Annotated in this window: 12 protein-coding genes and 1 other annotated feature; all 12 genes read right to left on the bottom strand. The window is 51.3% G+C overall.

Going from position 1 to position 15600, the window contains the following annotated elements; all coding sequences use genetic code 11:
- Positions 1-24: 24 nt before the first annotated feature.
- Positions 25-714, bottom strand: coding sequence for a RadC family protein (radC, locus tag FHS16_RS01040; RefSeq protein WP_183557653.1), 690 nt, complete (start codon positions 712-714; stop codon positions 25-27).
- An 86-nt stretch (positions 715-800) separates the two neighbouring features.
- Entirely contained in the window at positions 801-1430 is a 630-nt protein-coding gene (locus FHS16_RS01035) for a Maf family protein (RefSeq protein ID WP_183558474.1), read from the bottom strand.
- Positions 1431-1482: 52 nt separating this feature from the next.
- A complete protein-coding gene (locus FHS16_RS01030; protein ID WP_183557650.1) occupies positions 1483-1725 on the bottom strand; it encodes a DUF4321 domain-containing protein in 243 nt (80 codons plus the stop codon).
- 61 nt (positions 1726-1786) lie between these two features.
- Complete coding sequence (locus tag FHS16_RS01025; protein ID WP_183557647.1) at positions 1787-3208, bottom strand: SPOR domain-containing protein; 1422 nt, start codon at positions 3206-3208, stop codon at positions 1787-1789.
- Between the two features lie 150 nt (positions 3209-3358).
- Entirely contained in the window at positions 3359-4753 is a 1395-nt protein-coding gene (murC, locus tag FHS16_RS01020) for a UDP-N-acetylmuramate--L-alanine ligase (RefSeq protein WP_183557644.1), read from the bottom strand.
- 7 nt (positions 4754-4760) lie between these two features.
- The gene (locus FHS16_RS01015) at positions 4761-6146 is read right to left on the bottom strand and encodes a bifunctional folylpolyglutamate synthase/dihydrofolate synthase (RefSeq protein ID WP_183557641.1); all 1386 of its coding nucleotides are present in this window, start codon (positions 6144-6146) and stop codon (positions 4761-4763) included.
- A gap of 30 nt (positions 6147-6176) precedes the next feature.
- Positions 6177-8819: a valine--tRNA ligase gene (locus FHS16_RS01010; RefSeq protein WP_183557638.1), complete on the bottom strand. Its 2643-nt coding sequence runs from the start codon at positions 8817-8819 to the stop codon at positions 6177-6179.
- Between the two features lie 57 nt (positions 8820-8876).
- Positions 8877-9117: a binding site (T-box leader), on the bottom strand.
- Positions 9118-9236: 119 nt separating this feature from the next.
- Positions 9237-10595 (bottom strand): LysM peptidoglycan-binding domain-containing protein, encoded by a 1359-nt coding sequence (locus tag FHS16_RS32360; RefSeq protein ID WP_183557635.1) that lies wholly within the window; start codon positions 10593-10595, stop codon positions 9237-9239.
- An 89-nt stretch (positions 10596-10684) separates the two neighbouring features.
- A complete protein-coding gene (locus FHS16_RS01000) occupies positions 10685-11689 on the bottom strand; it encodes an RluA family pseudouridine synthase (protein ID WP_183557632.1) in 1005 nt (334 codons plus the stop codon).
- A gap of 33 nt (positions 11690-11722) precedes the next feature.
- Positions 11723-13024 (bottom strand): glutamate-1-semialdehyde 2,1-aminomutase, encoded by a 1302-nt coding sequence (hemL, locus tag FHS16_RS00995; RefSeq protein WP_183557629.1) that lies wholly within the window; start codon positions 13022-13024, stop codon positions 11723-11725.
- A 4-nt stretch (positions 13025-13028) separates the two neighbouring features.
- Positions 13029-14030: a porphobilinogen synthase gene (hemB, locus tag FHS16_RS00990; RefSeq protein ID WP_183557627.1), complete on the bottom strand. Its 1002-nt coding sequence runs from the start codon at positions 14028-14030 to the stop codon at positions 13029-13031.
- Entirely contained in the window at positions 14031-15599 is a 1569-nt protein-coding gene (cobA, locus tag FHS16_RS00985; RefSeq protein WP_246431518.1) for a uroporphyrinogen-III C-methyltransferase, read from the bottom strand. It lies immediately after the preceding gene.
- Position 15600 lies beyond the last annotated feature (1 nt).

Genomic DNA, 15600 nt, shown 5'->3' with positions numbered 1-15600 from the left:
TAATTGCCACATCACTTTATTATATTACATATGTCCTTGTTCCTTCAAACTTACGAATCTTCCGTCGCCAATTACGAGATGATCAAGCACTTCTATTCCGACTAGCTGGCCGGCCTCCGCCAAGCGCCGCGTTAATGTGATATCCTCCGGGCTTGGCGTTGGATCGCCGCTTGGGTGATTATGAATGCAAATAATAGATGCGCTGCTGCGGGAGATGGCTGCGCGAAAGACTTCACGGGGATGAACAAGCGATGCATTGAGCGTACCAACGGACAAGGTTTCGCGTCCAATAATGTGATTTTTGGTGTTTAAAAACAAGCAAACGAAGTGCTCCTTCTTCAAATAGCGAAGATCCTCCATCACATAATCCGCTGCATCCTGGGGCTTGCGGACGATAATCGCTTCGCCCATTTGACTCCGTGAAATTCTTTTGCCCAGCTCAATTCCCGCACGAAGCTGAATCGCTTTGGCTGGGCCAATTCCGCGAATGGACGTCATCTCTTCCATGCTCATATCCATCAGGTTACGCAAGCTGCCGCATTGTTTTAATATCGTCCCTGCCAGATGCACAGCAGATTGACGCTGCGTACCCGTACGGAGCAATATCGCTAACAATTCGGTATGGCTAAGTGCTTCTGCCCCATATTTCATCATGCGCTCTCTCGGACGTTCTTCATGGGGGACATCACGCAAAATCATCGGTTGCGGCAACATGTCCCAATCCCGCCTTCTCCCTATTGGTTTGTTTATAGCCTGCCTAATTTTTGAAAAAAAATCCGAACGGCGCTGCAAAACATCCTTTAGATTACTGCGATATCAAAGGAGGCCAGCATGTCGGACAATAGCGACAACGGAAGCCCTACAACGTTGAAATAGCAGCCATCAATGTGGTCAACCATCGTAGCTCCCAAGCCTTGAATACCGTATGAGCCCGCCTTATCGAGCGGCTCGCCTGTTGCCACGTATCTTTTGATCTGATCCTCGGTAAGGGACTTCATCGTGACCTTCGTCATGCGATGCGCAACAACAGCTTCAGAAGTAGAAGAAACGACAAGCGCGACACCTGTAAACACCTCATGGGTTCGCCCTTGTAGGCGCCGCAGCATCGACATGGCTTCTTCCTCGTCGGCTGGCTTGCCGAGCACTTCACCATCAAGCACCACAATGGTGTCGGCGCCAATAATTAAAGACGTTGGAACCTGTTGCTTTTGTTGCAGCATTGGAATCGCAGCTTTTGCTTTTCTAAGACTAAGCGTCTCCACGGCCTGCGCCGGGGACCAGCCTGCTTCGATCGTTTCATCCGTATCAGTAGACAAAATATAAACCGGCAAAGAAAGGTCCAGCGATGCGACCAGTTCTTTCCGGCGCGGTGACGAAGAGGCCAGGACGAGCTGGCTGAACGCTTCGTTGCGTAATTGGTTATAAGCCATCAAATTATTGCTTCTCCTTCATGCTTTCCTTAAGCGGTCAATGGCCGTCTCTCTACATTTTGCGGTACAACCATATTGCAATTACAGCTCCAATTAAGCTGAACAAACTGAATTGCAGATGAAGCGCTAGGTTGAAACTGAGCACATATAGATCAATGGCGGGAGACCATGAAGCCTCAATTGGTTTGGTTAGAAATGATATGCCTGGAACGGGGGCCAACCACCGCGCGACTAATGCGCCGGCTAATAAGCCAAGAATGATAAAAATGAGAAGGATCCAGCCGTTTTTCTTCATCTTTCAACGCCTCTCGCCATGAAATGACACCTAAGACCATTATACGCATGAACCTATTCGTTTACAATGCGCTGATGGACTCAAACCATTCTTTCTGTGCGATGACTGCCCGCATAATTCCAGTTTGCGAAGACCATAAGTGAGCTTGTGAGGGCTTCTTATCATACTCTACCATTGATTCTGCAGCCGAATTAACAGCTTGAATGATCTGCTCCAGATAGGCCTTTCCATCCGCGTCACCTATACCTATTCGCATCGCTGCCGCATTTTCGGTCCATTCTTTATGCTCTGCTTGCCAGGAGCTTGCTGCTGTTTTACTCAAGGGATTGAACGTCGGCTGCTCCAATTGAGCCAATGTCAATTCATCCAGCATTTGGACGAGTATACCAGTCTGTTCAAAGAAGCGCTGTGCGACAGCGGAATCACCTGTGAATGGCAGCTTGCCAGGGGTATCGATCGTTACTTCTTTGACGTATAATTCGATCTCCGGCAGCAAACCCTTGATTGCTTCTGCCTGCTTGCGGTCGCTTCCCAATCCCGCATAGACTCGGTAATCCTTAGCGCTCGTCATAGCCGCCGCCGCCAATCCTTGCTTAGCAAGCTGATCAAGCGCGGCATCCTTCCCCTCCGTATTGCTGAAAACGCCGAATTGCAGCATGAAATAAGTATGCTCCAGCCCTGTCAGGCTGATTGTAGCAGCTGTGCTGCCTTGCTGCCCGCCAGAGCCATCCACCGTTGCCGGTTTAGACGTATCACTATTTTTGTCGATTGCTCCGGTCTCCGATCCTTTATCACCAGCTGCGACACTGCCAGTGACAGGTTGAGCATCCGGCTTATTGCCTGCTTCGCTAGGAAAAAGGCTAGCCCCTGTAAATAAGGACAGCAGCAAATAACCAAATAGCGCTCCCGTTGCAAGCGCTGCTGCTACCGACAAAAAGACATTAAACCATGAAGGTGCGGACGAGCCTCTCTTAATTCTCGAGTATTGCGCTTTTCCTCTACGCGGCTCCTCGTATATTCGCTCTTCTGCATGAGCCTGAATGTCATCCAGCTCCTCATGAACGGGGAAAGCCGCTTCTTCATCTATGGCCTTTTTTTCTTTTTTCACCAAATACAGCTCGTCCTTGTACGGATCTTCTTTTTCTATTCTCTCGATAGGCGGTATAACTGCTTGTTTGATTGCTTTCACATTGTTAGCTGCCGGCACGGTATCCGCGTTCCGAATCAGTTCCTCCAGAGCGGCGATATCCTCTTGAAAGGGGCTGTTCCAAGGGCTGACCTCGCTCATAGAATGCTGTTCCGTGGTTGGATATAGGGGAATTACGTTCTTTTTAGGCAATCTATTAACCTGAGGAGCCGTGCTGCCTGCTTCATCGGGTTTGTTCTCAGAGACATCCCGCTGCTTCTCGAGGCTGTTGCCATCTCCCGTTACAGCTTGTCCATTGCGATCGAAACGATAGGTTATCCGATTTTTTTGCGTCATTCCATCCACTCCTTGTCCCTTTCAACTCGTATCATTCTATGAGAGTTTTACGAGATTTAGACCGAACGGAGAAAGGAAGAATATGGCTGATGCCCCACTGGAATTCAAAAAGCCCGATGACTCCAGCGAGGAATCATCGGGCTTTATCGTTTATTGATTCGACTTCAATGATTTGGCAAGCAAATCCGCTACCTTCCAAATATCGCCTGCTCCCATCGTAATGACGAGATCGCCAGGTACGACGCGTGCAGTCAAATAATCGAGCACTTCTTCCTTTGTCGGCAAATACGTGGTGTTCGAATTGCTGTTGCTCTTGATAAGCTCTACAAGCTTAAGCGAGGTCACGCCCTCTATTTGAAGCTCGCCAGCCGGCGAGTAAATGTCGGTAATAATGACTTCATCCGCCTCCGGGAATGCACGGCTAAACTGCTCGAACAAAAAGAAGGTACGCGTATACCGCTGTGGCTGAAATACCGCAATGATGCGTTTCCCCGTCGCTTTTGCCGCGCTAATTGTCGCTTTGATTTCAGTTGGGTGATGGGCATAATCGTCGATAACCAAAATATCATTGATTTCGCCAAGCACTTGAAATCTGCGTTTAGCTCCCCTGAAGGATTGAATGGCTACGGCAATCTTGTCGAAAGAAAGACCCGATTCCAAACAAGTGATGACCGTTGCCATTGCATTATACACATTGTGCAAGCCTGGGACGGACAGCTCAACCTTGCCGAGCTCTGCGCCTTTGTACGTCATCGTGAAGGCTACCTTACGGTCTCCAAGCACAATGTTCTGGGCTTTATAATCCGCATCGCCTTCAATGCCGTAGGTAACAAGCTGCGATTTGTCAATAACGCCTTTGTATACCTGCGGGATCAGTTCGTTAACCGTCTCGTCATCCGCGCATACGATCGCTTTTCCGTCCGCTTTCACCTGCTGCAAAAATTGCACGTAAGCCGCCTTGAGCTTGCCGAAGTCGCCGTCATAATTTTCCAGATGATCGGGCTCGATATTCGTCACGATAGCGAGCGTCGGATGGTAGTGAAGGAAGGAGCCGTCACTCTCATCCGCTTCTGCCACGACGTATTCGCCCTTCCCTGCTTTTGCGTTAGTGCCTACGTTGACGATTTCACCGCCAATAATGTAGGTTGGATCTGCATCGCAGGATTCCATAACGAGTGCGATCATCGAAGAAGTCGTTGTTTTTCCGTGTGCGCCGGCTACTGCAATGCCTTTGCCTGCATTCATCAATCTAGCCAGCATCTGCGAGCGGTGCAGTACAGGAATGTTAAGCTCCTCGGCCGCTTTCCGTTCCACGTTGTCCTTAGACAGCGCCGTGGAATACACAACCAAATCCGCGCCCTTCACATGCTCAGGCTGATGACCGATATAGATGCTGGCACCATTGGCTGCAAGCTTCTCTGTTAATTCTTGCCTAGCGACATCGGACCCGGTCACCTTATAGCCCATTTCCAGCATAACGCGGGCAATGGCACTCATTCCGTAACCGCCGATTCCGATGAAATGAACGTGTTCTGCCGTATTCAAAGACGGTTCACCAACCTTTTTCAGAATCCGAGTTGTACAAAATGCGGGAGCGAACGTCGGCGATTAAATAGAGCGTGCCTGTTACGACCCCAAGGTCTGTTTCCCCGGTTAACTGTTGTAGTTTTTGTAATGCTGCTTGCCAGTTCTGTTCCACTACAAGCTCGAATGCATGCTCTTCTGGCAGTTGCTGGCGCATTTCCTGCACTAGATCAGCCAAAGCAGCCGCATCCTTTTTCATCCGAAAATCAGGCTCGGTCAAGATAAGCGTATCCACTATTGGTAGTATATGCTTAAGTACATCCTGATGATTCTTATTCTCCAGCATACCCATCATAAGATGTAAACGATCATATTGATAAGTGTTTTTAAGCGCCTCAACGAGCGCTTGCGCGCCTTCTGGATTGTGCGCGCCGTCAATCAAGAGGCGCGGCTGCTCTGACAGCATTTCCAGTCGGCCCGGCCACGCTGCCGCTTTGAGCCCTTCACCAAGCACCTCGTCCTCTACCACCAGAGCGTTATATTGGCGCAGCACCTCAAGTGTCATTACAGCTACTGCCGCATTTGTGCGTTGATGCGCGCCGTTTAACGTTATCGTCAAAGGCTCGATGCTGCGGAAAAGATTATTGAAGCGGAAGGTTTGTTCGTTCTCGCGCGCCGACAGCGTCTCAACGTGAAACTGCTCGCCCAGCAAATAAAGCGTGCTTTTTTTCTCGGTTGCCGTGCGTTTGATCACCTCAATCGCCTCAGGCTGCTCGACCGCGCTTATGACCGGTATGCCGGCTTTAATAATGCCAGCCTTCTCGCTCGCCACAGCTTCAATTGTATTTCCTAGACGGTCCATGTGATCGTGTCCGATATTCGTAATGACCGTTACGACAGGCTGAACGATATTCGTCACATCCAGGCGTCCGCCAAGACCAGTCTCCCAGACGACGTAATCGGGATACGTAACTCTCGCGTAAAATAGAATAGCGAGCGCAGTGGACACCTCGAACATCGTTGGCGAGCCAAGCTCCGTCTCTGCAAGCTCTTCAACGATCGGCTTCAGCTCATTTGCAAGCCTAAGCAGCGTTTCTTCGTCGATATCGACGCCGTTGTACTGGAACCGATTCGTAAATTTGGTAATGTAAGGCGACGTGAACGTTCCAACGTCATAACCTGCCCGCAGCAGCACGCTGGTCAAAAAAGCACATGTCGAGCCTTTGCCGTTCGTGCCTGCGATATGGATGAATTTCAGCCTGCGATGTGGATTATCCAGCAGCTCCATCAGCTTTTCGATCCGTTCCAAGCCCGGACGTATGCCGAATGGAATTAGGCCATTTATCCAATCTACGGCTTCCTTATAGGATTGCAGCGGCTCTGAGAGCCGCTGCTCAAATGGTTGATTCGTCATTCCAATCGTTCCTTCTTCCGTTTTGCAGCGTTAACCGCGCAGCTCCGCAATTCTAGCCAGCACCTTGTCGCGTTTGTCTGCATAATCGTTCATTTTGGCACGCTCTTCGTCAATGACCTTGGCTGGCGCCTTCGCGACAAAACCTTCGTTGCCAAGCTTCTTCTCAATGCGCTCAACCTCAGCATTCAAATGCTGATGCTCCTTCTCAAGCCGCGCAATTTCCTGCTCGATGTCGATCAGTCCTGCGAGCGGCAGGTAAAGCTCTGCGCCTGTCAGGATCGCAGTCATCGCTTTGTCCGGCGCACTAATATGCAAGCCCGTTTCAAGGCTTGACGTACCGCAGAAGCGCTTAATGAATTCTTCGTTGCGGGTCATAATAGCGGCTTCAGCCTCGCTGGACGGCTTGATCAGCATCTCGATTTTTTTGCTCATCGGCACGTTTACTTCCGCGCGGATGTTGCGGACTGCACGGATCATCTCCATGAGCAGTTCCATTTCTTTAACGGCATCCGGCGCTTCAAGGGCCGTGTCGTACACCGGCCATTCGGCCAATGTGATCGTATCGCCTGTATGCGGCAGATGCTGCCAAATTTCCTCGCTGATATAAGGCATGAACGGGTGAATAAGGCGCTGCGTGCGATCCAGCACGTAAGCAAGCACCGATTGCGTCGCTTTTTTGGCAGCTTCATCCGTGCCGTAAAGGCTGAGTTTAGCGAATTCGATATACCAATCGCATAGATCATCCCAAATAAAGTTATATAGGATACGTCCGGTTTCGCCGAACTCATAGCTTTCAATTAAGCGGGTTACATCGCGTACGGTCTCATTCAAGCGATGCAGAATCCAGCGGTCCGCTGTGCCAAGACTCACTTTGATGTCGATGTCGGCCGCTTCCACGCCCTCCAGGTTCATTAAGGCAAAGCGCGATGCGTTCCATATTTTGTTCGCGAAATTACGAGCCTGCTCTACCTTCTCCCAGCGGAAGCGCAGATCCTGTCCCGGCGTGCTGCTTGTAGAGATCATGTACCGCATTGCATCTGCGCCGTACTTTTCAATTACCTCAAGCGGGTCAACGCCGTTGCCTTTCGACTTCGACATCTTCTGGCCATCGGAATCGCGAACGAGACCGTGGATCAATACGTCCTTAAACGGCGACTGCTCTGTAAATTCGAGCGCCGTAAAGATCATGCGCGCAACCCAGAAGTAGATAATATCATAGCCCGTTACGAGTACATCCGTTGGATAAAAGCGTTTCAGGTCCTCGGTTTGATCCGGCCAGCCGAGTGTGGAAAACGGCCAAAGCGCTGAACTGAACCATGTATCGAGCACGTCGTTGTCTTGGCTGAGATGCTCGCCTGCCATATCCTCGCGGGACACATGCATTTCGCCAGTCGACTCGTCATACCATGCCGGGATGCGATGACCCCACCATAGCTGCCTCGATATACACCAATCGCGTACGTTCTCGATCCAGTGCAAATAAATTTTCTCGAACCGTTCCGGAACGAAGTTCACGCCTTTTCCAGCCTTCTGGGCAGCAATCGCTGCTTCAGCGAGCGGTTTCATCGCAACGAACCATTGCGTGGACAGATACGGCTCGACAACAGCGCCGCTGCGCTCGCTGTGTCCAACCTGATGCACATGATCCTCGATGTGGACGCATACGCCTTGCTCCTGCAAATCCTTAACGAGCTGCTTGCGGCAATCAGCGCGGTCAAGTCCTTGGTAAGGGCCAGCTTCGGCGTTCATCGTGCCAGTCTCATCCATTACGATAATCTGAGGAAGGCTGTGACGCTCTCCCATCTCGAAGTCGTTCGGATCATGTGCCGGCGTAATTTTCACGGCACCGGAGCCGAATTCCTTATCCACGTATTCATCGGCAATAATCGGAATCTCGCGTCCGATAACCGGAAGCACGATCAATTGACCAATCATGTGCTTATAGCGGTCATCCTCGGGATGAACGGCCACTGCAGTATCGCCAAGCATCGTCTCCGGACGCGTCGTTGCCACCGTGATGAAGCCCGAGCCGTCTTTGAGCGGGTACTTCAAATGGTAAAGATGACCGTTTACTTCCTTATGCTCAACCTCAATATCGGAAAGCGCCGTGCGTGCGGCCGGGTCCCAGTTGATAATTTTTTTGCCGCGATAAATGAGCCCTTTCTCGTACAGCTTTACGAAAACTTCACGTACAGCCTTGGACAAGCCTTCATCCAGCGTGAAACGTTCTCTCGAATAATCGAGGGAGAGCCCCATCTTCGCCCATTGGTCGCGAATCGTGTTCGCATACTCATCCTTCCACTCCCATACCTTCTCCAAGAACGCCTCTCGACCAAGATCATAACGAGACACGCCTTGCTCGCGCAGCTTCTGCTCTACTCTTGTCTGCGTGGCGATGCCTGCGTGATCCGTGCCTGGCAGCCAAAGCGCATCGTAGCCTTGCATACGCTTCGTTCTAATCAAGATATCCTGCAGCGTGAAATCAAGCGCATGACCGATATGAAGCATACCCGTTACGTTTGGAGGCGGTATTACAATCGTATACGTCTCCGCATCCGGGCGCTTGCCCGCCTCAAAAAATTTCCCCTGCATCCAGTAATCGTACCATTTCTGCTCAGCTGCCTTCGGATCATAGGTTGTTGGCATTGCAGTTGTCGTTTGATTTTCTGACATTCGTTCCATCCTCCATAAATCGATCTACAAAAACAAAAAAAACCTGCCGCCCTCAACATAAAGGACGAAAGGTTTAGCTTCCGTGGTACCACCTTTGTTCCACGCGAACGAAGTCCGCATGGCACTCAAACAGATAACGGCTGTAGCCGGCCTGAATTCGGTAGAGCACAGGTTGCTCCTACTTGGCTCAGGCAACTCCGGGGCGACTCGTAGCAGTCACTTCCTGCGGAACCTCTCAGCGTAACGGTTCCACTCTCTGAAGGCTTTGCTGTCTACTATTCCCCTTCAATGTCGTTATAACGCATATATAGCCTTAATCATACCTTTCTTACACAGCTGAGTCAACCAAACTAACGCAAGAAATGCCCTTATCGCTCATTTTTATGAGCAACAAGGGCATTCCCGTCAAGCATCGCATTAAGGAATATACAATAGCTGTCCTTCCGACACTCCTGAATCTTCTAATCGGTTGTAAATGACGATTTCTCTCGGGTTTAAGCTGTAGCGAGAGGCAATGACATCAAGCGTCTCGTCACGCTGCACGATGCACATCCTGATTTTGCGGAATTCTGTATCCTCTGATCGTTTCCCGAGGAACAGGTTTTTCCATTCAATCTCATCTCCTGATGCTTGCACCCTTGCTTCCTCATCCGCTCGCTGCTGTGCAACCACCTGCTCAGCTGCTTCACGGGCCGCTTGCTCACGCCTGCTTGTTTGCAGCAAGGTCAGTATTCCGACATCTGGCGGCGCGCCAGCCCCGTCTTGAGGCTGCTTGCCATTGAAAGCGATTCGCAGCTCTTGCTTTTCAGCTTCGGGCTCGACTCGCTGCACAGGCAATACTGCTCCAATCGACTCGGATGAAGCTTCCGGTTCTTCCGCTTCTTCTGCCTCTGCTTCTTCCGCTGCGAATGCAATGCGTTCTTGCTCCGATGCCTCTGCTTCTTCCGCTGTGAATGCGATGCGTTCTTGCTCTGATGCCTCGGCAGATTCTTCAACCGGCTTCGCAAAGCCTGCGTTTGTATTCGCATACGTGGATGAAGCAGTAAGCCAGCCTTCGCTCGCGAACTGCTGCGAGGCTAACGTTATTTCCCGTTCATCCTCTGCCGGTCCGACATCTTCTTCTGCCTGTTGTTGCGTCACATCCGCAAAAAGCTGCGAGGTACTCCAGCCAGTATCCGAAGCAACGGAAGAAATTGTAACAATCGCCTCCGATTCGTCCGCCCATTCTTCCTGCTGTTGATAGGCAATTTCTTCTTGCCTGCCATATGGATCTTCTGCTGGTATGTACGGCGTTTCAAGCGCCGCATTCTGTCCATCATACGCTTCCGGAATGCGCTCCTCGTACATTTCACGTTGATGCACAACGGTGAACGGTTCCTCGCGCCAGATTTCCTCCTGTTCCAACACAGGCTGAGCAGAGATGCCCCGCAGCGATAATACGCCTGTAATGTTCAGCGTTCTCGCTGACAATAGATCCACGTCGAAATTATCGATCTCGATTGAAATGTCATCCAGCCGCGATATCCGGTTCATTGGCAGCGTAATTTCAACCGGTATCCAGTGCTCAAGCGTGAGTGAATTCTCGGAATCAGTTTGACTCCGATAAACTCCGCTCAGAAGAAGCTGCCCTCTAAGCACAGCATGATCCCCCTGGTCGATAACCTGAATGCGGGGAACAAGCTCGATTTCCTCCAGCTCGTCAATTGCCGCAACATCATCGGGCAAATGGACGCGCTCATACACGTCAAAGCGTAATCCGTTCGTTTGATCCGACACGCTAAAGTCCTCCCCTCTCCTACTGAATGCTTGGTCTAACTTTACATTCACTACTTATCTATATGGTAGGAGAAGCTGGAGCATGACTATCATTTTGATCGTGCCGGCATCTTGCCCGACAGCTGAGCCAGCCACTGCGGCCATGGGGAAGCGATTTCCACGGCCTTGTCCGTCCATGGGTGGGCGAATACCAGCTTTTCCCCATGAAGCGCTTGATGGCCCAGCAAACGGGAATCGCCACCATACAAGCTGTCACCGACCAGCGGATGGCCGATGTAGCTAAGATGGACACGTATTTGATGCGTGCGTCCCGTTTCCAGCTTCACGCGGATCATCGACATATCGGCATTCGAGGCAATCACCTCATAATGGCTAATCGCCGCATCTCCTTGATCCGATACACGCCTTCTTGAACGGTGATGCCTGTCTTTGCCAATCGGTGCATCGATCTTTCCCTCGGCCTTGGTCATCTGCCCGTGCACAACCGCTATATAATGCCTGTCAATCTGCTTTGCCCGCATGGCTTCGTCAAGCTTCCACTGTGCCAAATCGTTTTTGGCATATAGAACAGGACCGGATGTATCATCATCAAGTCTGTGGATATGGCGAACATTTAACGGATCGCCTTGCGCCAGAAGATGCCTGGCCGCTGCATCATCCAATGTGCCGGCTTGTCCTGGGGACGAACCATGAACAGCCATTCCTGCAGGCTTGTCAAAGACGAGACAGAACTCATCCTCGTAAAGCACCATAGGCAGGAGCTCGGCCGAATCCACACGGATATTTCGATAGACGGCGTCACTGCGCGGATCTACCGGCGGGAACGCGAGCAGTTGAAGCACATCGCCTTCCCAGCGAATCCCGCCTACTGAAAACAACCGATTAACCCACTTCTGCGGAAAAAAGGAATGGGCCAGCAGCCACTGCCGCACGATGTGCGGATGACTGCCAGCCCGTGGCTGTGACAGCTCCGGCGTTGCCGCCGGACTCTTCTCCGAAGGGGAATCAATGGCTGGAGCAGCGGCTATGGCTTGAAGAGCCGCATCATCCAGCTCCAGCCACTTGCCGTTTCTCTTAATATGACCACCAATCATTCCCGTTCCTCCTATTCATAAACCTTCATAAACCTATAAACGACCTAATGCGACATAATGCGCCTCGATCGTAGCGTCGATATCCTCATCGGTATGAACGGCGGATACAAACATGCCTTCGAATTGGGATGGAGCCACGCTAACGCCCAGATCTAGCATCGAAGCAAAATAAGCCTTGAATCTTTCCAGATCCGATGTTTTGGCAGACTCGAAGTTGATAACCGTCGTCTCGGTGAAGAACGGACATACCATGGAGCCCACACGATTGATTGTGCTTGGAATGCCATGCTTGCGAGCATTCGATTCAAAGCCGAGCTGAAGTCTGACGGCTTGACGCTCCAGCAGCTCATAAACCTGCGGTGTCAGCAAGCTTAGCGTCGCATGGCCTGCAGCCATCGCAAGCGGGTTGCCAGACAGCGTACCAGCTTGATAGATGGGTCCACTAGGCGCAATCAGTTCCATTAGCTCACGTTTGCCGCCGTATGCGCCAACAGGCAAGCCACCGCCGATGACCTTACCGAAGCAAGTCAAATCAGGCTTAATATCATAAAGCCCCTGCGCACAGCTGTAGCCCACGCGGAAACCGGTCATAACCTCATCAAAAATAAGCACGGTGCCGTATTGGTTCGTAACGTCGCGCAGTCCCTGCAGAAAACCTGGCAACGGAGGGACAACGCCCATATTTCCGGCAACGGGTTCTACGATAATGCAGGCAATCTCTTCACCGAATTTTTCAAAAGCCAGCTTTACCGATTCGATATCGTTGTATGGAACGGTAATCGTGTGGGACGCGACATGCTCCGGAACTCCCGGACTGTCAGGCAGCCCAAGAGTCGCAACTCCTGACCCGGCTTTGATTAGCAAGCTGTCCGAATGACCGTGGTAGGAACCTTCGAATTTCAATATTTTGCTGCGCTTCGTGTAGCCCCGAGCAAGTCTAATTGCACTCATCGTTGCTTCCGTGCCGGAGTTAACCATCCGGACGATATCAACGGAAGGAACCCGTTCGCAAACGAGCTCAGCCATAATCGTCTCCAGCTCGGTAGGTGCGCCGAAGCTTGTCCCCTTCTCCGCCGTCCGTTTAATCGCTTCAATGACCTCAGGGTGAGCATGTCCCATAATGAGCGGTCCCCATGATGCTACATAATCAATATAGCTATTGCCGTCGATATCATAAATGCGGCTTCCTTGTCCGCGTTCCATATAGACAGGATTTAAGCCTACCGACTTGAACGCCCGCACGGGACTGTTCACTCCTCCGGGAATGACTTTCTTCGCTCTTGCGAAAGCCTCTACCGAGCGCGAGTCATTTCTTAGGTTCGACTTTTCACTCATTTGCTTATACCTCTCCCTTCAACCAGCGTGCCGCATCCTTTGCATGATACGTAATGATTAGATCCGCACCTGCTCGCTTCATCCCAAGCAGCGTCTCAAGCACGATCGATTTCTCGTCGATCCAGCCATTGGCTGCAGCCGCTTTGACCATTGAATATTCCGCGCTTACGTTATACGCGACAACAGGCAAGTGATATTTATCCTTAAGCTGCCTCACGATGTCCAAATAAGCCAAAGCCGGCTTAACCATGAGCATGTCGGCGCCTTCCGCGATATCGGTCTCCGCTTCACGCAGCGCCTCGCGCCCATTTGCCGGATCCATTTGATACGTTTTTCGGTCTCCGAATTGAGGAGCAGAATGGGCAGCATCACGGAACGGACCATAATACGCAGACGAAAACTTCACGGAATACGACATAATTGGCACATCGCTGAAGCCGGCGTCATCAAGACCAAGGCGAATCGCCAGCACAAAGCCGTCCATCATATTCGATGGCGCAATAATATCGGCGCCTGCATCCGCTTGGGATACTGCTGTCTGTACAAGCAGATCCAAGGAGGAATCATTATCGACTTCCGCTATGCCAGACTCTTCATGCACATGGACGATACCGCAATGGCCATGATCGGTAAATTGGCACAAGCATGTATCCGCAACGACAACAAGTTCCGGCGCCCATTCTTTTACCGCACGGATCGCTTGTTGAACAATCCCGTCTGAAGCATAAGCCGAGCTGCCTAGAGCATCCTTATGCTCCGGCAAGCCAAACAGCAATACCGATTGTATGCCAGTGGCAACGACATCGCGAATTTCATCCTCCAATAGATCCATGGAAAGATGATAAACACCGGGCATGGACGGAATCTCTTCCTTAATGTTCGTGCCGTGCGTTACAAAAATCGGATATATGAAATCATGAACGCTCAATGCCGTTTCTCTAACGAGATTTCTAAGCGCTTGCGATTTGCGCAATCTGCGGTTTCTAACTGTTGGAAAACGTAACATTTATATTTCCTCCCTTGCCTTTTCGGCTAGCTGGCTTTGCTGATAATGGACGATTGCTTGAAGCAAGCCGTCCAGCGTGGCCGCTTCGGGCTCAATTGTAACGACTAAACCAGCTTCCAGCGCGGTTTTGGTCGTGATCGGTCCCATGCTTGCAATTGGAATGCCCGCAAGCAGCGCCACCGGATCAGCAACGCCTTTGCGTTTCAGAAGCTCCAGCAGATTCGTAACGGTCGATGAGCTCGTGAACGTAATCATATGAATCTCCTTCTCCAGAATCCACTCAAGCGCAAGCTCGTCCTGCTGCTCAGCAAGAACCGTCTCGTAAACATCAATTTCTGTCGGAACAAGGCCCATTGCCTTCAGCTCCAGCGGCAGCACTTCGCGAGCGAGATCGCCTCGCGGCAGCAGTACTCGTTCGCCTGCCTTAAGCTGCGGCTTCAGCTGTTCAAGCAGGCCTTCCGCGTAAAACTTCATTGGAAGCACCTCTGCAATAAGCCCATGCTCAGCGAGCGCTGCTGCCGTCTTCGGACCTACCGCTGCGATTTTGGCGCCAAAAAACCTGCGTATGTCAATTCTGAATTTACGAAGCCAGCTTAAAAAATAGTTAACGCCGTTCACGCTTGTAAACATCAACCAATCATATTGCTCTGCAAGCTCCAGCTTATCGCGCAACACCTCAACCGCTTCCGGAGACGAAGGCTCGATTGTCTCAATAACGGGAAACTCACAAGGCTCGCCGCCCAGCGTTTCAATCTGATCCGCAAGTTCGCTTGCCTGCGACCTTGCCCTCGTGACGAGTACTCGCAAGCCAAACAACGGTTTGTTCTCGTACCACTTTAGCTTCTCCCGCTGCAAAACAACTTCGCCGACTACGATTACGGCAGGTGGCTGGAAGTTGGCCGCTTTGACGATCCCCTCGATCGTCTCAAGCGTGCCAACCACCGTTCGCTGCTCCACTCTCGTCCCCCAGCGAACGAGCGCTACCGGCGTTTCAGGGGGCTTGCCGTGCTTTATAAGCTGATCGGCAATATAGCCAATCTTGGCTACGCCCATCAGAAAAATAAGCGTACCGGTTGCATTCGTTACTTTATCCCAATGAATGGAGCGATCAAGCTTGTCCGGACTTTCATGCCCCGTAATGATGGAGAGGGAGGATGCGAAATCCCGATGGGTAACCGGAATGCCCGCATAAGCAGGCACGGCAATCGCAGAGGTGATGCCCGGGATGATTTCAAATTCGATTCCGTTATCGTAAAGCAGCTCTGCTTCTTCTCCGACACGTCCGAATATGGTTGGGTCGCCGCCCTTAAGGCGCGTTACGACCTTGCCCTCCAGCGCCAAGTCCACAAGCAGCTGATTGATTTCCTCTTGCTTCATGGTGTGGCGGTCAGGCAGCTTACCAACGTATATCCGCTCAGAGCCCGGCTTAACGTAGCGCAGCAATCTTGGGCTTGCCAAGCGGTCGTAAACGACCACGTCGCATTCCTTCAAGCATTGCAGTCCGCGCACTGTGATCAGCTTGGGATCTCCCGGTCCCGCACCAACCAAGTAAACCTTCCCCTTATCCAAT

It is taken from the genome of Paenibacillus endophyticus (genome assembly GCF_014192395.1).
Lineage (GTDB): Bacteria > Bacillota > Bacilli > Paenibacillales > Paenibacillaceae > Pristimantibacillus > Pristimantibacillus endophyticus.
This window is presented reverse-complemented; position numbering and strand designations above follow the sequence as displayed.

Bases quoted from the DNA above. Each gene is read 5' to 3' on its own strand.
- FHS16_RS01025 (WP_183557647.1), bottom strand. From the start codon at position 3,208: ATGACGCAAAAAAATCGGATAACCTATCGTTTCGATCGCAATGGACAA.
- FHS16_RS01030 (WP_183557650.1), bottom strand. From the start codon at position 1,725: ATGAAGAAAAACGGCTGGATCCTTCTCATTTTTATCATTCTTGGCTTA.
- FHS16_RS01015 (WP_183557641.1), bottom strand. From the start codon at position 6,146: ATGACGAATCAACCATTTGAGCAGCGGCTCTCAGAGCCGCTGCAATCC.
- FHS16_RS01000 (WP_183557632.1), bottom strand. From the start codon at position 11,689: ATGATTGGTGGTCATATTAAGAGAAACGGCAAGTGGCTGGAGCTGGAT.
- hemL (WP_183557629.1), bottom strand. From the start codon at position 13,024: ATGAGTGAAAAGTCGAACCTAAGAAATGACTCGCGCTCGGTAGAGGCT.
- FHS16_RS01010 (WP_183557638.1), bottom strand. From the start codon at position 8,819: ATGTCAGAAAATCAAACGACAACTGCAATGCCAACAACCTATGATCCG.
- hemB (WP_183557627.1), bottom strand. From the start codon at position 14,030: ATGTTACGTTTTCCAACAGTTAGAAACCGCAGATTGCGCAAATCGCAA.
- radC (WP_183557653.1), bottom strand. From the start codon at position 714: ATGTTGCCGCAACCGATGATTTTGCGTGATGTCCCCCATGAAGAACGT.
- FHS16_RS01035 (WP_183558474.1), bottom strand. From the start codon at position 1,430: ATGGCTTATAACCAATTACGCAACGAAGCGTTCAGCCAGCTCGTCCTG.